General features: G+C 67.8%; 18 protein-coding genes. 6 read left to right on the top strand and 12 right to left on the bottom strand.

Annotation, left to right across the window (positions count from 1 at the left end):
• Positions 1-2 precede the first annotated feature (2 nt).
• From OG947_RS14210 to OG947_RS14180, 7 genes are read right to left on the bottom strand one after another with little or no spacing between them, the layout of a single operon-like run.
• Positions 3-1,232 carry an MCE family protein gene (locus tag OG947_RS14210; protein WP_027504571.1) on the bottom strand — a complete coding sequence of 410 codons (1,230 nt, stop codon included), beginning with the start codon at positions 1,230-1,232 and terminating at the stop codon, positions 3-5.
• 56 nt (positions 1,233-1,288) lie between these two features.
• On the bottom strand, positions 1,289-2,308 hold the full coding sequence (locus tag OG947_RS14205) for an MCE family protein (RefSeq protein WP_328812112.1): 1,020 nt from the start codon (positions 2,306-2,308) through the stop codon (positions 1,289-1,291).
• Entirely contained in the window at positions 2,305-3,369 is a 1,065-nt protein-coding gene (locus tag OG947_RS14200) for an MCE family protein (RefSeq protein WP_027504569.1), read from the bottom strand. Before OG947_RS14200 ends, OG947_RS14205 begins: the two co-directional genes overlap by 4 nt.
• Positions 3,366-4,697 (bottom strand): MCE family protein, encoded by a 1,332-nt coding sequence (locus OG947_RS14195; RefSeq protein WP_027504568.1) that lies wholly within the window; start codon positions 4,695-4,697, stop codon positions 3,366-3,368. The genes OG947_RS14200 and OG947_RS14195 overlap by 4 nt, the downstream gene beginning before the upstream one ends.
• Complete coding sequence (locus OG947_RS14190; protein WP_027504567.1) at positions 4,694-5,554, bottom strand: MlaE family ABC transporter permease; 861 nt, start codon at positions 5,552-5,554, stop codon at positions 4,694-4,696. The genes OG947_RS14195 and OG947_RS14190 overlap by 4 nt, the downstream gene beginning before the upstream one ends.
• A gap of 3 nt (positions 5,555-5,557) precedes the next feature.
• Positions 5,558-6,352 (bottom strand): MlaE family ABC transporter permease, encoded by a 795-nt coding sequence (locus tag OG947_RS14185; protein WP_027504566.1) that lies wholly within the window; start codon positions 6,350-6,352, stop codon positions 5,558-5,560.
• A gap of 9 nt (positions 6,353-6,361) precedes the next feature.
• The gene (locus tag OG947_RS14180; RefSeq protein ID WP_328812110.1) at positions 6,362-7,585 is read right to left on the bottom strand and encodes an ABC transporter ATP-binding protein; all 1,224 of its coding nucleotides are present in this window, start codon (positions 7,583-7,585) and stop codon (positions 6,362-6,364) included.
• Between the two features lie 455 nt (positions 7,586-8,040).
• Between OG947_RS14180 and OG947_RS14175 the strand changes: the two genes are divergently transcribed.
• The 3 genes from OG947_RS14175 to OG947_RS14165 are packed head-to-tail and all read left to right on the top strand — an operon-like array spanning position 8,041 to position 13,015.
• On the top strand, positions 8,041-9,747 hold the full coding sequence (locus OG947_RS14175) for an MFS transporter (protein ID WP_222631831.1): 1,707 nt from the start codon (positions 8,041-8,043) through the stop codon (positions 9,745-9,747).
• Positions 9,744-11,378 carry an MFS transporter gene (locus OG947_RS14170; protein WP_056441696.1) on the top strand — a complete coding sequence of 545 codons (1,635 nt, stop codon included), beginning with the start codon at positions 9,744-9,746 and terminating at the stop codon, positions 11,376-11,378. Before OG947_RS14175 ends, OG947_RS14170 begins: the two co-directional genes overlap by 4 nt.
• On the top strand, positions 11,375-13,015 hold the full coding sequence (locus OG947_RS14165; RefSeq protein ID WP_328812109.1) for an NAD-dependent epimerase/dehydratase family protein: 1,641 nt from the start codon (positions 11,375-11,377) through the stop codon (positions 13,013-13,015). Before OG947_RS14170 ends, OG947_RS14165 begins: the two co-directional genes overlap by 4 nt.
• A gap of 6 nt (positions 13,016-13,021) precedes the next feature.
• Here OG947_RS14165 and OG947_RS14160 read toward each other — a convergent pair whose 3' ends face one another.
• Positions 13,022-13,528 (bottom strand): DUF2505 domain-containing protein, encoded by a 507-nt coding sequence (locus tag OG947_RS14160; protein ID WP_328812108.1) that lies wholly within the window; start codon positions 13,526-13,528, stop codon positions 13,022-13,024.
• 4 nt (positions 13,529-13,532) lie between these two features.
• Positions 13,533-14,819 carry an aminotransferase class I/II-fold pyridoxal phosphate-dependent enzyme gene (locus OG947_RS14155; RefSeq protein WP_328812107.1) on the bottom strand — a complete coding sequence of 429 codons (1,287 nt, stop codon included), beginning with the start codon at positions 14,817-14,819 and terminating at the stop codon, positions 13,533-13,535.
• A 299-nt stretch (positions 14,820-15,118) separates the two neighbouring features.
• On the opposite strand from OG947_RS14155, the gene OG947_RS14150 reads away from it, so the two are divergent.
• Complete coding sequence (locus OG947_RS14150; RefSeq protein WP_231476216.1) at positions 15,119-16,294, top strand: acyl-CoA dehydrogenase family protein; 1,176 nt, start codon at positions 15,119-15,121, stop codon at positions 16,292-16,294.
• Between the two features lie 8 nt (positions 16,295-16,302).
• Here the strand turns inward: OG947_RS14150 and OG947_RS14145 are convergent, their stop codons facing one another.
• Both OG947_RS14145 and OG947_RS14140 read right to left on the bottom strand, forming a co-directional pair.
• On the bottom strand, positions 16,303-16,902 hold the full coding sequence (locus OG947_RS14145; RefSeq protein ID WP_328812105.1) for a class F sortase: 600 nt from the start codon (positions 16,900-16,902) through the stop codon (positions 16,303-16,305).
• Between the two features lie 13 nt (positions 16,903-16,915).
• On the bottom strand, positions 16,916-17,617 hold the full coding sequence (locus tag OG947_RS14140; RefSeq protein ID WP_027504563.1) for a CHRD domain-containing protein: 702 nt from the start codon (positions 17,615-17,617) through the stop codon (positions 16,916-16,918).
• A 59-nt stretch (positions 17,618-17,676) separates the two neighbouring features.
• On the opposite strand from OG947_RS14140, the gene OG947_RS14135 reads away from it, so the two are divergent.
• Together OG947_RS14135 and OG947_RS14130 are read left to right on the top strand one after the other, a co-directional pair.
• Positions 17,677-18,348, top strand: a complete 672-nt coding sequence (locus OG947_RS14135) for a sigma-70 family RNA polymerase sigma factor (protein ID WP_328812104.1) — start codon at positions 17,677-17,679, stop codon at positions 18,346-18,348.
• Positions 18,348-19,046, top strand: a complete 699-nt coding sequence (locus OG947_RS14130) for a hypothetical protein (protein WP_328812103.1) — start codon at positions 18,348-18,350, stop codon at positions 19,044-19,046. Before OG947_RS14135 ends, OG947_RS14130 begins: the two co-directional genes overlap by 1 nt.
• Before the next feature lie 78 nt (positions 19,047-19,124).
• Here the strand turns inward: OG947_RS14130 and rplL are convergent, their stop codons facing one another.
• Positions 19,125-19,511, bottom strand: a complete 387-nt coding sequence (gene rplL / locus OG947_RS14125; protein ID WP_027504561.1) for a 50S ribosomal protein L7/L12 — start codon at positions 19,509-19,511, stop codon at positions 19,125-19,127.
• Positions 19,512-19,583 lie beyond the last annotated feature (72 nt).

The following is a 19,583-nucleotide window of genomic DNA, read 5'->3' as shown; positions in this document are numbered from 1 at the left end:
CGTCACTCCCCTTCCGCAGGAATGTTCAGGCCCGGAAGCTGCAGGTCGTCGACCCGCGGCGATTCGACACCGGGCACGGTGCCGGGCTCGACGTTGCGCTGGATGTTGTCCGCGCTGAGCAACCCGAACGGCAGGACCAGCGTCGGCGTCTTCACACCGGCGACGGCCTGGTCGATGATCGCGCCGCAGTTGTCGACGATCGGCTGCATCTGACGGCCGAGCGCCTCGAACTGCGGATCGCCCGGGCGCAGCTTCTGCAGATCGATGAGACTGCAGAAGAACGTCTTCGGATCCTGGAACTCCTGGAAGATCAGGCGCGCGTCCAACGATCCGGACTCGGCGTTGTAGGAGTTCGCGACGTTCGCGACGGCCAGCGGCAGCAGCGTCAACGTGTCCGCCAGGTTCTGGCGGTTGTCGGCGAGCAACTGCGTGGTCGGAGCGAGGTCGTCGAGATCGTTGGACAGCTGGTCCCGGTTGTCCCGCACGAAGGTGGCGACGTCACCGAGCGTGACCGAGAGCTGGTTCAGCGCGAGGCCGAGGTTCTCCCGCTCCCCCGCCAGGAAGCTCGTCAGCGAGGACAGCTGATTGTTGAAGGCACGCACCTGCTGGTCGTTCGCCGACAGTGCACTGACGAACGTCTGCAGATTCTGGATCGTGCCGAACAGATCGCCGCGGTACGAGTCGAGCGTCTCGACGGCACCGGAGAGCTGGGTCAGCGAATCGTTCAGCGCCTCACCGTTTCCGGCCAGGTTCTGCGCGCCGGTGGTCACGAGGTCGGAGACGGCGCCGTTCTGGTTGGCGCCGTTCGGTCCGAGCGCGGCCGACAGCTCGTCGATGCTCTTGTACAGCTCGTCGACCTCGACGGGAGTGGCCGTGCGCTCGCGTGGGATCACGGCACCGGACTCCATCTTCTCGCCGCCGGTGTACGCCGGCGCGAGCTGGACGTAGCGGTCGGCGACGACGGACGGCGCGAGCTGGACGGCGCGGGCATCGGCGGGGATGTCGACGCCGCGATCGACGCGCATGTCGACCTGCACCTGATCGCCCAGGCCCTCGACCTTGGTGACGGTGCCGACCTTGACGCCGAGGACGCGAACCTCGGTGCCCTCGTACACGCCGACCGTCTTGTCGAAGTACGACGTGATGGTGGTGGTGCCGAGGCGGGTGAAGGCCCACCACAGCGCGAACACGACCAGCACCACGACAGCGACGACGGCAGCGATGATTCCCAGGTTGCGCTTGCTGAAGAAGCCGCCGTTCGACGGGGCTTCCTGGTCGGTGGATGCGGTCACTGGCCTGCTCCCGGACTACGGACGGGATCCACACCGAGGGTGCGAATCGGCTCACGGTATCCCGGAATGTCCGGGAGACCGGGCGGGAAGGTGTTGACGATGACCTGATCGAACCAGCGGCCGTTACCGACGATGTTGGTGTACAGCCGGACGAACGGCGAGTACAGCTTGATCGCCTCGGCGATGTTCTGGTTGTTGGTCTTCAGGGTGTCGATGACCTGACCCAGCGACTGGAGTGCGGGACCGATCTGTGCCTCGTTGTCGCGGATCAGACCGGTCAGCTGAGTGGACACCCGCTGCGTGCCGATGAGCAGCTGCGAGATGGACTGCTGCCGATTGTTCAACTCCTGCAACAGGACCGAGGCGTCACCGATCAGCTTGGTGAACTCCTGGTTGCGGTCGGCGAGGACCTGCGTCGTCTTGTCGGTCGCAGCGAAGAGCTTGCTCAGCTCGTCGTCACGGGAGGAGATGGTCTCGGACAACCGCGTGACACCGTCGAGCGATGCGCGGATGTTCTCCGGCGTCTCGGAGAACGCCTGCGACAGCGTCTCCATGCTCGTCGCGAGCTGCGTCGTGTCGATGTCGCCGGTGGTGCGGGCGGCGTCGGAGAACGCGTCGATGACGTCGTAGGGGGCCGTCGTGCGGTCGATCGGGATCGCGTCGCGCGGGTTCAGCCGCTCCTCGCCCTTGGGCTCGAGTGAGAGGAAATTCTGGCCGAGCAGCGTCTTGATCTGGATGGACGCGGACGTCTTGTCGCCGACCCACGCGTCACTGACCGTGAACTCGACCTTCACCTTGTCGCCGTCGAGGGCGACGTCGGTGACCTTGCCGACCTTCACGCCGGCGATCCGCACCTCGTTGCTGGCGCGCAGACCGGCCGCTTCGGAGAAGTTCGCGGTGTACTTCGATCCGGCACCGATGATCGGCAGCGAGTCGAGGAAGAACGCGGACAGCGTCGCCATCAGGATGATGAAGATGCCGAGGGCACCCAGCACCGCGGGCTTGCGTTTCGTCACGAGATACCTCCTGCGGCGCAACGCTTCGCGGAGTTGGTGTACAGCGGCTGATTGATGGTGGGCAGTCCTGTCGGGAGGTTGAGCTGCGGCGCGTAGCCCGGCCCGGCGACGATGTCGATGCCGCACAGGTAGAACTGGAACCACGAGCCGTAGCTGGCGACGCGGATCAGCTTCTCGAGCTTGACCGGGAAGTTCGACAGGATGTTGTCGAAGTCCTGCTGCCGATTGTTGATCTTGGTCGACAGTCCGTCGATCGACGAGATGGCCGACTGGATGGACGGACGGGTCGGCTCGAGCAGATCCGCTGTCGCGTCGGTCAGACCGGCCAGCGAGGTGACCGCCGAGCCGACGGTGTCACGATCCGCCGACAGCCCCGACACCAGCGCCTGGGTGTTCACGATCAACTGGTCGAGTTCCTTGTCGTGCTGGTTCACCGTGTCGAGGACCCCGTTGAGGTTGTCGATGACCGCCCCGATGACCTGATCCTTGTCCGCGACCGTGTTGGTCAGGCTCGCGGTGTCGCGCACCAGATCGCCGATGGTGCCCGACTCACCCTGGAAGACCTGGATGATCTCGTAGGACAGCTTGTTCACGTCGTCGGCCGTCAGCGTCTGGAACAGCGGACGGAAGCCGTTGAACAGTGTCGTCAGGTTCACCGCGGGGGACGTCCGATCGAGCGGGATGGTGGCTCCGCTGGTGATCTTCTCGCCCTGGTCGCCCGTGCCCTGCTCGAGCGCGATGTAGCGCTGCCCGATCAGGTTCCGGTAGCGGATGGTCGCGGTGGTGGAGGCCGGCAGCCATTCACGCTCGGTCAGCGCGAAGTCCACCTGAGCCAGGTCGCGCTCGTGGATCTCGATCTTCTCCACCTGGCCGACGCGCACACCGGCGATGCGCACCTCGTCGCCCTCGTTGAGCGAGGAGACGTCGGTGAAGATGGCCGAGAACTTGGTCTTGCCGGATCCGGCCCCGTTGGCGATGGTCAACGCCAGGGCGGCCGTCGCCAGAATGGTCACCACCGCGAAGACGATCAGCTTGATCAGCGGTGCCGCTAGGCCTCTCATCGCACACTCACTTCCGTGCCGCGGAGCGCCGGAGCGCCCACCAGGGTGGTCCACGCGGGAACCTGGTCCGGGGAGATGCCGGAGCCTCCGCCGTAGACCACGGCCAGCGTGTCCCGTTCGATGTCCGATCCGGCGTAGGCCGCCGGGACGGGCGACTGCAGCGGGTTGGGCAGTGCGCCGGGGTCGACCGCGGGGCCGGGGTTGCGCGACGGCACCTGGTAGGAGCCGTCGTTGACGCCGCTGCCCGGGTACTGCGGGAAGAACTTGCCGGGTGTGGTCACGTTCTCGAAGCACGACGGGCCACGGGTGTCGAACAGTCGCGGCTCGTCCTGGTTGGGGATGTAGCGCCCCTTGGGGTTGACGAAGTTGATCGACGCGCGGACGCCGGGGTACGCGTCGTCGACCGAGAGGATCTTCTTCGCCTCGTCGGCGACACGGACGAACTCGGTGAACGTGCAGCCGAACGACGGGGAGAACTCGGCGAGCAGTTCGAGCGCCTCGCGGGAGTCCGCCGCGATGGACACGATGGACTCGGCGTTGGTCTGCACCAGGTCGGCCAGCGAGCCCGACGACGCGGTGGCGCTCGCCAGGAGCGTGGTGACGTCGTTCTGCTTCTCCACCACCGTGTTCCCGGTGACGCGCAGGTTGTCGAGCGCGTCGATCAGATCCGGAGCGGCGGTCGAGTACGTCTCCGACAGGTCGGCGATGCCGACGAGATCCTGCTGGATGTTCGGCAGCTCGTCGTTCAGACCCGAGAAGATCTCCTCGAGCCGGTCGAGAGTCAGACCGAGCCGCTCGCCGTTGCCCTCGAGAGCCTGCGACAGCGCACCGAGCGTGTTGGCGAGATCCTGCGGCGGGATGGCGTCGAGGAGCGGGAGCAGCGAGTCGAGCAGCTGCCCGACCTCGACCGCGTTGCCGCTGGTGTCCTGACGGATCACCGCGCCCTCGGCGAGAGGGCTGGCGCCGGCGGAGTTCTCGGGGATCTGGAGCGCGACGTAGCGCTCGCCGAAGAGCGTCTTCGGCAGCAACCGGGCGGTGACGTTGGAGGGGATGGTGCCCACGAGACCGGGATCGAGTGCCAGCTCGGACGTGACCTCACCGTTCTCGGTGGTGGCGGACCGCACCTCGCCGACGATCATCCCGCGCGCCTTCACGTCCGCGTTGGCGGGCAGCGCGTTGCCGACGGTGTCGGTGATCAGGTCGACCATGACGACGTCCTTGAACGTCTTGTTGAAGGTCGTGATGCTCCAGGCGACGAAGAGAACGACGACGAGCAGGAATCCGATTCCGAGGAGGCGACGACGTGTCGCCGACGGAGCGTGGTTCATCCGGCGACCCTCACCGTCGTCGTGGTGCCCCAGATGGCGAGGCTCAGGAAGAAGTTCAGCACCGCGACCGTGACCAGTGCGGCGCGCACGGCACGACCGACGGCCACGCCGACGCCGGCGGGTCCGCCCGACGCGGTGTAGCCGTAGTAGCAGTGGATCATGATGAGCACGAAGGCGAAGACCAGCACCTTGGCGAAGGAGTAGAGCACGTCCTCCGGGGGCAGGAAGAGCGTGAAGTAATGGTCGTACGAGCCCGGTGACTGACCGTTGAAGACGGTGCTCACCAAGCGGGACGCGAGATAGGCGGACAGCAGGCCGACGATGTACAGCGGAATGACGGCGATGAATCCGGCGATCATGCGCGTCGACACCAGGAACGGCACGGACGGAACGGCCATGACCTCGAGTGCGTCGATCTCCTCGGAGATGCGCATGGCGCCGAGCTGGGCGGTGAAGCCGCAGCCGACGGTCGCGGACAGCGCGAGGGACGCCACGATGGGCGCGATCTCACGGGTGTTCACGTACGCCGACAGGAAGCCCGTCAGCACCTGGCTGCCGAGCTGTTCGAGCGCCGCGAAGCCCTGCAGACCGACGACGACACCGGTGAACCCGGACATCATCAGGATGACGCCGATGGTGCCGCCGATGACGGCGAGAGCGCCGGAACCGAACGTCACCTCCGCGAGCAGGCGGAGGGTCTCCTTCTTGTAGTGCACGGCCGTCTTCGGGATCCACCCGATCGCGCGTCCGTAGAACGACATCTGTTCACCGGCACGGTCCAGCACACCGAGCGGAGCCGAGGCCGCGCTACGGAGCCGGAGCAGGGTGCGGTCTCCACGACCACGAGCGATGGTCATCGCTCACCCTCCCTTCGCAGGGACGACCTGCAGGTAGACCAACGTCATGATCAGGTTGGCGAAGAACAGGATCAGGAACGTGATGACGACGGTCTGGTTCACCGCTTCACCCACGCCCTTCGGACCGGGATTGGGATGCAGCCCCTTGTAGGACGCGATGACGCCGGCGATGAGACCGAACACGACGGCCTTGAGCTCACCGACCCACAGGTCGGGCAGCTGCGCCAACGTGGAGAACGACGCCAGGTACGCGCCGGGCGTTCCGTCCTGCAGGATCACATTGAAGAAGTAACCGCCGGCGATGCCGATGACGGACACCAGGCCGTTGAGCAGCAGCGCGACGAGAATCATCGCGAGCACGCGGGGAACGACCAGGCGCTGCACCGGATCGATGCCGAGCACCCGCATGGCGTCGATCTCCTCGCGGATGGTGCGTGAACCGAGGTCGGCCGTCACGGCCGATCCCGCCGCACCCGCGATGAGCAACGCCACCACGATGGGACTGCCCTGCTGGACCACCGCCAGCACGCTGGCGGCACCGGTGAAGGACTCGGCGCCGAGCTGCTTGATCAGCGACCCGGTCTGCAGGGAGACCACCGCGCCGAACGGAATGGCGACCAGCGCGGTCGGAAGAATGGTGACGCTGGCGATGAACCAGGCCTGTTCGATGAATTCGCGGAATTGGAAGGGGCGCCGGAAGGTGTTGCGCGCGACATCGACCAGAAGTTCGACGATGTTTCCTGCCTGGGCCAGCGCTGCAGTGCCCGACTTGAGAATCGGGTTCTTCGTTTTAGCCATTGTTTTCGGTCAGCCCCGCGAGCCACTGGAAGGAAAACCGTCGTTCCGGTCCTGGCCGGGCTCACTCCACCCCTGGTTGCTGTAGCCCTGATTCTGGTCGTACGTCTGACCCTGGTCGTAGCTCTGGCCCTGGTCGTAGCTCTGGTTGCCGTAGGCCGGCTGCTGGTCGTGGCCCGACTGCTGACCGTACGACTCCTGGTAGCCCTGCTGAGCACCCGCGTACGCCGGCTCCGCCTGACGGCCGTCCTGGCCGTCCGCCTCGTCGAGGCTCTGCTGGATGGCGTGCTGTGCGTGCTCGGGCAGCGTGTGCATGATGCTGCGCACCCGGTCGCGACGACGATCCACGGCCTGACGACGCGGCATGCCGGGCGTGGGATCCATCTGCGGCATGATGCCCTCCACGTCCTCGACACCGCCGAGGTTGTGGCCGGCATCGGAGAGGGCCTGCTCCTGGCGCATCTGCGCCTCGTCCTTCTCCTCGCTCATGCCGATCGGCCCGATCATCGTGCCGTTCAGGAACTGCTTCACGGCGGGCTCGTCGGAGGTGAGCAGCACCTCGCGCGGACCGAACATGACGAGGTTCTTCCGGAACAGCATGCCGATGTTGTCCGGCACCGTGCGCGCGAGATTGATGTTGTGCGTGACGATCAGCATCGTCGCGTCGATCTGGGCGTTGATGTTGAGCAGCAGCTGGCTGATGTAGGTGGTGCGCACCGGGTCGAGGCCCGAGTCGGGCTCGTCCACCAGGATGATCTCGGGGTCGAGGACGAGCGCACGCGCCAGACCGGCACGCTTGCGCATACCGCCCGAGATCTCGCCGGGGAGCTTGTTCTCGGCACCGGTCAGACCGACCAGCTCGAGCTTCTCCATGACGATGCTGCGGATCTCGTCCTCCTTCTTCTTCGTGTGCTCACGAAGCGGGAAGGCGGTGTTGTCGTACAGGTTCATGGAGCCGAAGAGGGCGCCGTCCTGGAAGAGCACGCCGAACAACTTGCGGATCTCGTAGAGCTCCTTGGACGAGCACTCCATGATGTCCGTGCCGTCGACGATGATCGAACCCTCCTCCGGTCGGAGAAGGCCGATGAGCGACTTGAGGAAGACGGACTTACCGGTACCGGACGGCCCCAGGAGAGCACTGACCTCACCCTTCGGGAGCGTCAACGTGACGTCCTGCCAGATCTTCTGCACACCGAACGACTTGGTCAATCCCTCGACCGAAACCTCGACACCCATGTGGATCCCTCCCACTGCTCGTCGCACACGACGCGAACGCGTCGACACCTGTGTGCGTCGCGTCACTCTAACCCAGCCGAGTGGTCGCAACGACCACGGACCTTACCGCCCAGTAACACGTCCCCCGACCTGGCCGCAGTCTCCGGATAGAAGTGTGACCCATGAACGCCCGATTCACGAGGGAACGGAGCCGACAAGGCCGAAATTGGTGGCGGCGGTGCACGCGCGGGTGGCCCGGGCTCACGCCGCGTGGCGCGGGACGGGCGCTCCCACCTGCAGCGTCGTACGGCGTCACCGGCTCGTTGACGCAACTCTGTGACGTCACACCGACTTCTCCCGCGCTCCCGCCGTTAGCGTCGACAGTGCCGTCGTGACACCTAGCGTTGCGCTCGCGCACGACACTCGCCGCGCTGCATCCGCGGGCGGGGTCCGGGGGGAATACGGGGGATCACGCCATGGGCAGCAGCTCGAGGGACGACACGGGCACGCCCGGGTCGAGGGGGCACTCGACGTTCGGGGTCCGCACCGAGATCGGTCGGCGTCGCCAACTCGCGGCCTTCGGCGTCATCTGCATCGCCGAACTCCTCATCGTGCTCGACATGACCATCATCAACGTGGCGCTGCCGTCCATCGGCATCGAGTTGGCGACGGGCATCTCGGGCCTGCAGTGGGTCGTCGACGCGTACACCCTCACCTTCTCCGGCCTGCTCCTGGCGTTCGGCAACCTCGGTGACCGGTACGGGCGCAAGCTGTTCCTCGTCGTCGGCCTCACGGGCCTGGGCACCGCGTCGGTGATCGGTGCGCTCGGCGACTCCCTCGCCCACGTCCTGACCTCACGCTCGGTCATGGGCGTCTTCGCCGCGATGGTCCTGCCCGCGACCCTGGCCGTCATCACCAACCTGTTCCCGAAGCCGCAGGAGCGTGCCCTCGCCATCGGCGTGTGGTCGTCCATCGCCGGCGTGGCCGTCGCGATCGGGCCGGTGTCGGGCGGCTGGCTGCTCGAACACTTCTCCTGGCACTCGGTGTTCTGGATGAACGTCCCCGTCGCCCTCGTCGCCGTCGTGCTGGTGGTGCTGATCGTCCCCGAGTCGAAGGCCTCGGCGGTGGGCCCGCTCGACGTGCCCGGCGTGATCCTGTCGATCGCCGGCGTCACCCTGCTGGTGTTCGTGGTCATCGAGGCACCGAACTTCGGCTGGACGTCGTGGCGGACGATCGGCGGTCTCGTGCTCGCCGCGGTGTTCCTCGTGCTGTTCGTCCAGCGGGAGCGACGCATCTCGTCCCCCGTGCTCGACGTGTCGCTCTTCCGCATCCGTCCGTTCGCGTGGCCGGCCGTGTCGATCGCGGTGGGATTCTTCAGTCTCTTCGGCTTCCTGTTCCTCATCACGCAGTACTTCCAGGGAGTGCGCGAGTACTCACCTCTCGCATTCGGCATCGCGACGCTGCCCTTCGCCGCCGCGCTGGCCGTCAGCTCCCCGGTGTCGACGATCGTCGCGCAGAAGATCGGCACGATGCCGGTTCTCGTGACCGGGCTCGTCCTCATCGGCGCGGGACTGCTCGTCGCGGGCCGCGTCGAGATCGACAGCTCCTACCTGACGCTCGTCCTGCCCGCGATGCTGTTGCTCGCGGTGGGCATCGCGATCATCCAGGGCCCCGCGACGGAATCCATCATGTCTTCGCTCCCCCTCGACGAGGCCGGAGCCGGTGCCGCGGTGAACGACACCACCCGCGAGATCGGCGGCACTCTCGGTGTCGCGGTGCTCGGGTCGATCGTCGCCTCCTACTACGTGTCGACGGTGCGGCCGCTCGTCGAACGGATCCCCACCGCCATCATGAGCGAGACCGAGAAGGGCTACGCGCAGTCCAGCGTGCTCAGTGTCATCGAGATCCAGAAGCGAGACCTGCCCGCGATGTTCGAACCGCAACGCGCACAGTTGATCCTGGAGATGAAGGAAGCCGCTCTGCGCGGATCGTCCATCGCCGCGTACGTGGCGGCCGGAGCCGTGTTCGTCTGTGCCGCACTGGTCTTCTTCTTCTTCCCCGCCTCGTACCGCACCACGGGCATGCTGGCACCGCAGACTTCGGACGAGCGCGCGGTGGACCGTCTCGCCGCAACGAAGGACGTCGGCTCCGCACCGGGCAGCGGCCCGGACTCGCCGTCATGACCGGCCGGCACGCCGCGCCGCCGCCGCGGTCGTCGTCCCACCTCCTCTCGTCACCGCGGCGGATGATCGCCTTCCTCGTCATCTGTCTCGTCGAGCTGCTGGTCGTGCTCGACAACACCGTCGTCAACGTCGCTCTGCCCGACATCTCCACCGACCTCCGCGCCGGCTTCACGGGGCTGCAGTGGATCGTCGACGCGTACATCCTCACGTTCTGCGGTCTGCTGCTGGCGTTCGGCAACATCACCGACCGCATCGGGCGGCGCCGCATGCTGCTGATCGGCGTCGTGGGTCTCGCCGCGATGTCGGTGGTGGGCGCGGTGGCCGACGACCTGCCGCAACTGATCGCCTCGCGCGCACTGATGGGGGTCTTCGCCGCCGCCGCGCTGCCCGCGACTCTGGCGGTGATCATCGACCTGTTCCGTACTCCCGCGGACCGCGCCGTGGCCATCGGGGTGTGGGCCTCGATCGCCGGTGTCGCCATCGCGATCGGACCGGTCTCGGGCGGGTGGCTCATCGAACACTTCACCTGGCACTCCGTGTTCTGGCTGAACGTGCCGGTCGCCGTCGTCGCGGTGATCGGCATCGTCGCCGTGGTGCCCGAATCACGCGCTGCGGCCACCGGTCCGCTCGATCTGCCGGGTGTCGCCCTGTCCTTCTCGGGGGTCTCGCTCCTGGTGTACGCACTCATCGAAGCGCCGGGTCACGGTTGGGTGACCGTGCCCACGCTCGGCGGGATCGCGGTGTCCCTGGTTCTGTTGTCCGCCTTCGTCGTACGCCAGTCGCGCGTGTCCAGCCCGATCCTCGACGTGCGCCTGTTCCGGTTGCGACCCTTCGCGATGCCGGCGCTCGCGATCTCGGTCGCCTACTTCTCGCTCTTCGGGTACGTCTTCCTCATCACCCAGTACTTCCAGGGCGTCCGCGGCTACTCGCCGCTCGAGTTCGGTGTCGCCACACTGCCGTTCGCGGTGGCCCTCGCGGTGAGCGCACCGACCGCGACCTCGCTGGCACAGCGGATCGGCACCATGCCGGTGATCGTCGCGGGCCTGCTGTTGGTGGGCATCGGCATGATCATGGCGGGTCAGGTCGGCATCGACAGCTCGTACGTCGGGCTGTTGCTGCCCACGATGATCGTGCTCGCAGTCGGCATCGCCGTGATTCAGGGTCCCGCGACCGAGTCCATCATGTCCTCCGTGCCCATCGACGAGGCCGGCGCCGGCTCGGCCGTGAACGACACGACGCGGGAACTCGGCGGCACTCTCGGTGTCGCGGTGCTCGGATCCGTGACCGCGTCGTACTACAACACCACCGTCGGCCCACTCGTCGCGACCATTCCGTCGGAGATCCTCTCGGACCGCGACCGGGAGTACGTGAACGGCAGCTTCCTCAGCGTGCAGCAGATCCAGCAGTACCCGCTCCCCGAGATGTTCTCCGCGGTGCGCGACAACCTCGTCCTGTCCATGAAGGAAGCCGCGATGGCCGGGTCCGAGGTGGCGTCCTACCTCGCCGCCGCGGCCGTCTTCGCCTGCGCCGTCGTCGTCGCGGTCCTGCTTCCCCGCCACCACCGCACCACAGGAGTCGTCATGACGGACCCACAGGACACCACCCGACAGTTCAGCTCGGACGAACGGTGAGCGGCCTTACCGTCGCCGTCACCGGTGCGACGAGCGATTTCGGTGCCGTCATTCTCCCTGTGCTGCTGGACGATCCGGAGATCGACCGGGTCATCGGGCTGGGTCGCCGGGCACCGCGCGTGCGGCACCCGAAACTCCGCTCGATCGCGATGGACATCCGCTCCCCCGAACTCGAGACGGCCTTCGCCGGCTGTGACGTGGTAATCCACCTGGCCTTCGTCGTGGAGGAGCAGCGCGACAAGGCCGCGATCCACGAGACCAATCTGGAGGGCTCGCGCAACGCCGTCGAGTGCGCGCACCGGGCCGGTGTGCGGTCGATGGTCATTGCCTCGAGTGTCAGCGCGTACGGACGCGAGGACCTCCCGGTACCCGTCACCGAGGAGGAGTTCCCGACGTCGGATCCGTTGCGCTACTACTTCTTCGACAAGGCAGAGGTCGAACACTTCGTCGAGTGGTGGCTGCGCCGGCACGAGGGCGGCATGACCATCTCGATGCTGCGCCCCACCTACATCGTGGGCACCCACTTCTCGAACGACGGCATCGACACCCTCACGCAGTCCGTGGTGGCCTTCCCCGATCCGGCGCAGTCCCGCTACCAGTTCCTGCACGAGGACGACCTGGCCGACGCCTTCCACCGGGCCGTCCGGACACCCGTGAACGGCCCCTTCAACCTGGGTCCGCGCGACTGGCTCGGGGTGCGCGAACTCGGTGCGATGCAGGGCCAGTTGGTGCTGCCGATCCCGCGTCGAGTCCTGCGCACCGTGGTCGATCTCGCGTACGCGCTCCGCATCCTGCCGTTCTCCAGCCACTGGATCTCCTCGGGCGAGGCGGCCGTCGACTCGACGGCCTTCGAACGCGCCACCGGGTGGACCCCGACGATGTCGTCCGCCGAGGCCGCGGCCGTCATGGTGTTGCTCAACGGGCGCCCCATCCTGTCGACCCGCCACGCGCCGGTCCGTCATCACGTGTGCGAGGCGGCCCTGGACGGCGCCACACGCCGCGTGCGGACGTGGGGCGACGTGGACCCGGACATGAAGCCCTTCAGCGCCGAGCTCGATCGCGCGGTCACCTCGTGCGAGCACCGCCAGATCCGCACGTCGACGGGTTCGGTGCACGCCGAGATCCACGAGGGGACCGACACCTCGGCCCCGACGGTCGTTCTCGCGCTGCCCCGCGGCTCCCATGCGCGGTACGCCACCGGTCTGGCACGGACACTGGCCGATCACGGCCCGCGGGTGGTGCTGCTCGACGCCCCCGGCCACGGTCTCGGTACCGGCATCCGCGGGCGCGCCGGACGCCGGGCACGAGCCGAGGCGATCGACGCTGCGGCCGGTGAGTTCGCGGGGACCGACGTTCTCCTCGTGCGGGTTCCGCGCACCAGGACCCGACGGACGGCCGCGGCCCTCCGCCGGGGAGACGACACGCTGACGGCGGTACCGGGCACGGACGGTCTGCTCGCCGCACGGAACGGACCGCGCCTGCCCCGACGTCTGCGAGGAGTCGAACATCAGGCAGCGCAGCCGGTCTCGGGTTCCTACCGGACCGTGTCGGTGCCGCGCGGAACCACCGTCACGTCCGGCCGTGGTCAGCGCCAGGTGCTGGAGGCGATCCTGCGCGCACTCCCGCGCCGCAGATGAGAGGGCTCAGGTCCGGAGGGCGAGCCACGACTGGGTGAACTCGCGCTCGGCGGAGAAACTCTTGTCGATCTCGCCGACCATGATCTTCTCGACCACCGGACCCATCACCGGGATCGACGCGTCGACCGTACCGACGAAGTGGAGCACGCACTGCTGCGCTCCGGTCGCGAGAAGTTCGAGTTCCCCGTCGATCACCACGGGCATCCGGGCGACCCGCAGGGTGTAGTGGCCCTGCGCGGACCCGTCCTCGCGCACCGACTGCCACGACTCGGTGCACCGTGCCGACATCGAGGTTCCGGCGAAGCGCTGCAACGCCTTCGGTAGTGCCGCCGCCTCGAGGTCCTGGTCGACCACCGAGGTGGTCAGGCCCTCCTCGACGCGATGCTCCACCACTCGACTGCCGCCACCGATCTCGGCGATCCGGTCCTGCCAGTATCTCTCGTCGGTGAGGGTCGCGTGCAGCACCGCGGCGGCACAGTCGTACGTCGTGCGCTGGTCTACCTGTGTCACCACCGGGTCAGACCGATGCCGGCGCCGGCGCGGCGAGCGCTGCCCCCACCTCGGCCGGCGCCGCCTCGGACGTGGACGAGTTCTCGCCGAGGAACAGGCCCATCTGCTCCACCACGTAGTCGAGCTGGGTGGTGGTGTGATCGGGCTGGACGCACAGACGCAGGAGTGCACCGTCGCGGGCCACCGCCGGGAACATGGCGGCGGATGCGAAGATGCCCGCGTCCCACAGCTTCCGCCACGTGTTGACGGTGCGCAGGTCGTCACGGACGTTCACGGGGACGATGGGCGAGACCATGTCCGTACCGTCCGGGAGAGGGCTCGGCGCGTGCACGTCGACACCGGCCGCCACGAGCCCGTCGTGCAGGTACCGCGCGTTCGCGAGTGTGCGGGTGGCGCGCTCGGCGCCCTCCTCGGTCTGCATGAGCTGCACGGAGGCGAGCGCCGCGCCGAGGGCAGCAGGCACGCCCGCGGTGGTGAACAGAAACGTGCGCGCATGCACGCGCATGGCGTCCACGATGTCCTTCGAGCCGGCCACGAAACCGCCCGAGGACCCGAGTCCCTTGGAGAGGCAGCCCATCCGGGCGTCGATGTCGTCCTCGATACCGAACAGCTCGGCGGCACCGGTGCGCTTCGCGCCCATGACCGCGACGCTGTGCGCCTCGTCGACGAACAGTGCCGCGTCGTACTTCTCGCAGACCGCGGCGATCTCGTCGAGCGGGGCCAAGTCGCCGTGCATCGAGTAGAGGCCGTCCACCACCACCATGACGACGCCGGTGGAGCGGGAGAGCTTCTCCTCCAACAGGTCCACCCGGTTGTGACGGAAGGCGCGGATGGTGGCGCGTGAGAGGCGGCAGGCGTCGTAGATGGACGCGTGCGCGGCCGAGTCGACGATGATGGTGTCACCCACACCGCACAGCGCGCTGATACCGCCCAGGTTCGCCTGGTAGCCGGTCGTGAAGACCAGCGCCTGCTCGGTCCCGTGCCAGTCGGCGAGCGCTTCCTCGAGTTCCGTGTGCAGCGAGATGGTGCCGTTGAGCAACCGGCTGCCCGTGACCGTTGCGCCGTATTTGTCCAGTGCCGCAGCGGCTCCCGCGCGCACCAGCGGGTGGTCGGCGAGGCCGAGGTAATTGTTGGAACCGAGCATGATGACGCTGCGGTCCTCCACGTCGACGACCGGCGCGTTGACCGATTTCATGACGCGGAAGAACGGGTTCTGGTCGTGCTTCGTCAGCACACGATGGGCCCAGATCCTCTTGTCGTGGCGGATTCGGTCGAGCATTCTCTGCGAGCTCATATTCGCTCCAAGATTGGGGGATCGGTACGTGACGCGAGTGCGTTCGCCGGTCCGGGAGACCCGTGCGACGGGAGACGTCTGTGATTCGAGCCTACGGTCAGCACAGGCGGCCCGAGGGTGCCGCGACCTGTGAGTAGTTGCCAACGAACACGACTGCACTTGTGTCATGCAACAGCAGTTGAGACGGGCGCCATCGAGGCCGTCGCCGACCCCGAATACTGCGGTATCGAGTGACGTGCTGGCACGTGTCCCACACCCGTCCCAGCCACGGTCACCCTTCTTCGACGAAAGGCCGGTACGTGTCCGTTCTCGCTGACAGAGCAGCTCTCGCGTCCGACGGGACCGCGCAGCCGTCGCGGCTCATGTCCACCGAACGCGCCACGCTCCGTCGCCTGCTGCCCGCCCTCGCCACCTACCTCGAGGCCACGCCGCTGTCCGTGCTCGAGGCGCCCGGCAGCGACGCCATCGCGACGTTCCGCGACGCGGGCGGATGCGGACTCATCGCACCCACCTCGCTCGGCGGACTCGGCGCGACCGCCGTCGAGGCACTGCGTGTCCACCGGGCCATCGGCGCGGCATCCCCGTCGCTCGCCGCCGCCGTCACGATGCACCACCTGTCGATCGCCACGATCATCGAGATCGCCATGGCGGGACCCGAGGAGGAGCTGCCGCTGGTCGCCGGCCTCATCGAACAGAAGTCGATCATCGCGTCCGGCTTCGCGGAGGGCGTGGGCAGCACGCTGGTGCCGTCCGTGGACGCCTACTACGACGACGGCGACTACGTCGTCAACGGCAGCAAGAAGCCGTGCAGTCTGTCGGCCTCGATGGACTTCCTCGCCGCCAGCGTCGCGACACGCGAGAAGAAGGGCGGCAAGACGCGCAAGGCGGTCGCCCTCATCCCCGCGTCGATGCCCGGTGTCTCGGTGCGTCCGTTCTGGACGACGCCCGTTCTCGCGGGTGCGGAGAGCGAGGAGGTCGTCCTCGAGGACGTGCGCGTGCCGGTGTCGCTGACCATGGTCGGCGCGCTGGACGATCCGGAGGGCATGCACGAGCTCACCGGGTTCCTGTGGTTCGGCATCCTCGCCTCCGCCGGGTACATCGGCGCGGCCACCGCGCTCGTGGAGCGTCTCGTGGGACACCCGAAGGTCAGCGACAGCGTCTACACCTCGGCGGCCGCCGAACTCGAAGCGGCGATCGCGGGCCTCGAGGCCGTCGCCGCAGCGATGGACTCGGGTGAGCGCGGCGCCGACATCTCGGCTCGACTGTTGTTCTGCCGCATCGCGCTTCGAGGCGCACTGCGGCGCGCGGTCGATGCCGCCGTGACAGCACTGGGCGGAATCGCGTTCATCACCGACCCGGACATCGCGTACCTGCAGTCCGTCGTGTCGGCGTTCGCGTTCCACCCGCCGTCGATCCGCGAGACCGAGTCGTCCCTCGCGGCCTACCACCGCGGCGAGAACTTCTCTCTGGCCTGAGTGTCGCATCACCCCACGCGGGTGCCGAAGACGACGAGGTTGTTCTCGTAGGACCCCGCGTCGTCGTCGAAGACTCCGGCACACGTGATCAGTCGGATCTCGTCGCGCGGGACGGCGCCGAACACGCGCGCCGTCGGGAACTCGGATTTCGCGTAGTCGCCGATGTCCGTCACCCGGTACCTGGCCTCGATGCCCTCTGTCGTGGTGACCGTGACGTCGTCTCCCACCACGAGCTCGCGGAGTCGGAAGAACACGGAGGGACCCGTGGTCGAGTCGACGTGACCGGCCAGCACCGTGGGTCCGACCTGATCGGCCGCACCGGGACGCCCGGGCCGCCCGCCGCCGGTGAACCAGCCGACGTCGTCGTGGTCCTCGGGAACCGCCATGGTGTTGTCCGGGTTCAGACCCAGCTCGATCAACGGTTCGTCCAGACCCATCTCGGGTGCCGACACCCGCGCCGGGACGAGAGGTCCCGTCTCGGACACGGTCGCGGCAGCAGGAGACGTGACGGACACCGCTGTCTCGGTGGGCGGTACGGCCGGTGGTCGCGCGCAGGCGACCACCAGCCCCACCAGGAGGAACGCACTCGCGCGCGTCGACCATCTCATCCGCGTCGGTCGATCAGGAGTTCCGCCGACGGGCGACGCCCAGCCCGACGAGGGCCGCCACGCCCAGAACGGCGGCACCGGCACCCGCGACGGTCGCGGTCGAACTGTCGGTGACGGATCCACCGGCGCCCGTCTCCACACCGCCGACGGGAATCGGGGTCAGCTGTCCGCGCACCGCGCCGGCGGCGAAGGCGGTGGTGTGACTGTCCGCGGCGAACCCGGCGGCGTTCGCCTCGATGGCCGCGAGGTCGAAGTTCGTTCCGGTGTCGGCACCGTTCGCCATCACGCCGGTCGTGAACGGCCCCTGCAGGCAGCCGCTGCTGGTGCGAGGTCCGTCGCCGACCGGGGACGGGTTCGGGAACGCGATGCGCGGCGGGCCCGCGGCACCCACTGCTGCCTGATGAATGTGCGTCGCCGTCTTCGCCGGCGACATGTAGTCGCCGGTGACGCCCTCGAGGGTGATGTCGTAGCAGATGATGTTCTCGTCCGAGTTGATGCGGAACGTGAACGTTCCGGTCGCGCCGGGCTCACCCGGCGTCGCGACGCCGTCCGCGTTCAGGACCTGGTCCGGAGTCGCCATGGCCGTGAAGGCACTGGTGAACGACGACGGTTCGCCGACCGGCGTCTCTGCTGCCGCGGGAGCAGCGGTGAGCGCGAGGAACGCCGCGGCGCCTCCCGCAACGATGATCGTTCCTCGTGCAGTGCGTGTCGTCATGGTGGTCGTACCTTCCGATCGGGATGCGCGGACGTCCTTCGAGAGGGGATACGTCCGGAATGACCGAAACGTTCACCACGGTCGAACGTCGTCGCACTTCTCGACGTACACCCACCATGGAGGTCGGAGCGGCGTCGACGGTGAGTAGGGTTCGTCCTGCACGGGCACCGGCGGGGTACACCCCTCCCCCGACATCGAGGGGGCAGACGCTGGCGATCTTCCGGTCGCGCGAGAGCGGGACGTTCGATCTCACGGCCGCCTACGACGCCTACGCGTCGTCGCTGCTGGGTTTCGCCGTGAACGTGTTGCACGATCGTGTCGCCGCCGAGGACTGCGTGCAGGAGACCTTCGTACGTGCGTGGCGAGCGCAGGACAGGTTCGACGAGTCCCGGGGTGGAACTCGGACCTGGCTCTTCGCCATCGCACGCAACGTCGTCGCGGATGCTCTGCGGTCGCGAGGCCGTACTCCGCTGGTCGCGTCCTCCCCCGTCGCGGAAGGCGACGCCGTGGAACCCGATCGAAGCGATCACGTCCTGACCCGGATGCGGGTGGTGGAGGGTCTGGCCACCCTGTCCCCCGAACATCGACAGGTGGTGGTGGCCATCCACCTGACCGGCCTGTCCTACGCGGAGCTGTCGGCCGGCACCGGCGTCGCGATCGGCACCCTGCGCACCCGCGCGTACTACGCACTGCGCGCCCTGCGCGTTCACTTCGACGGTCAGGAGACCTGATGACTCCGGGACATCCGCGACGAGAGGAGTTGATCGCGGCTGCGGTGGCCGGCGACCTGACCGACGCCGAGCGGCGCGAGCTTCGCATTCTGGAGGCCGAGGACACCTCGGTCGCCGACGAGATCCGTGAGATGCGCGAGACGGTCGCGTCGCTGGGGTCGGCAGCGGGACTGACCTGGGTCGATGCGGAACCCGGTGACCTGCTTCGACGACGCATCGTCAGACCGTCCGCACGCGGTCGCCTCGTCCCGGCCGCTGCAGCTGTCGCCGGGATCGCCGTGGGCGTCGCCGCGGTGCTCGGTGTGCAGACGGTCGGCACCGAGGGTGGCGAGACGCCCGCCGACAGCACGATCGCGGCCCCCGAGGTCGAGGGACCACCGGGCGAGCTGGGCGCGTTCGAGGCGATCGACTTCACCGCGTCGAGTCCCGGCGTCACTGTCGACGGCGGCCTGGTTGCTCACACGTGGGGCACCGAGACGGTCCTGGACATGGAGGGAGTCCCGGTCGACGAAGCGTTCGAGGTGGTTCTGGTGGACCGCACCGGCACGGATCGTTCCTCGGGCAGTTTCCTCGGTAGCTCCGTGACCATCGACTGCCGCATGAACGCCGCGGTGCTTCGTCCCGACGTCGCGGAGATCGAGATCCGGGCTGTGGGTGGAGACCTTCTCGCCCGCGCCGCACTGCCCACCGTGGGCTGACTCCGCGCACCGTCGCCAGACACGAGAAAAGCGGCCGCACCCCGAGGGGTACGGCCGCTTCTGCGCTGTGGGGCTAGATCACTTGATGGAGATCTTCGCGCCGGCAGCTTCGAGCTTCTCCTTGGCGGCGTCGGCCGAAGCCTTGTCCACCTTCTCCAGGATGGCCTTCGGAGCGCTCTCGACGAGGTCCTTGGCTTCCTTCAGGCCCAGGCCGGAGACGACCTCACGGACGACCTTGATGACCTGGATCTTCTTGTCGCCGGCGCCCTCGAGGACGACGTCGAACTCGTCCTGCTCCTCAGCGGCCTCGGCGGGAGCAGCTGCTCCGCCTGCGGCAGCAACGGCGACGGGGGCAGCTGCGGTGACCTCGAAGGTCTCCTCGAATGCCTTCACGAACTCGGAGAGCTCGAGGAGGGTGAGCTCCTTGAACTGGTCGAGCAATTCTTCGGTGCTGAGCTTCGCCATGGTGGCGGTCCTCTCTGTAAGTCCTTGTCGCCGATCCGGGGACAGGAGATTGCGTGCAGGCCGGAGGCCGGC

The sequence above is a fragment of the Rhodococcus sp. NBC_00297 genome (assembly GCF_036173065.1).
Lineage (GTDB): Bacteria > Actinomycetota > Actinomycetes > Mycobacteriales > Mycobacteriaceae > Rhodococcoides.
Note: the sequence above shows the minus strand (reverse complement) of the source record. Positions and strands in the feature narration are given on the sequence as shown.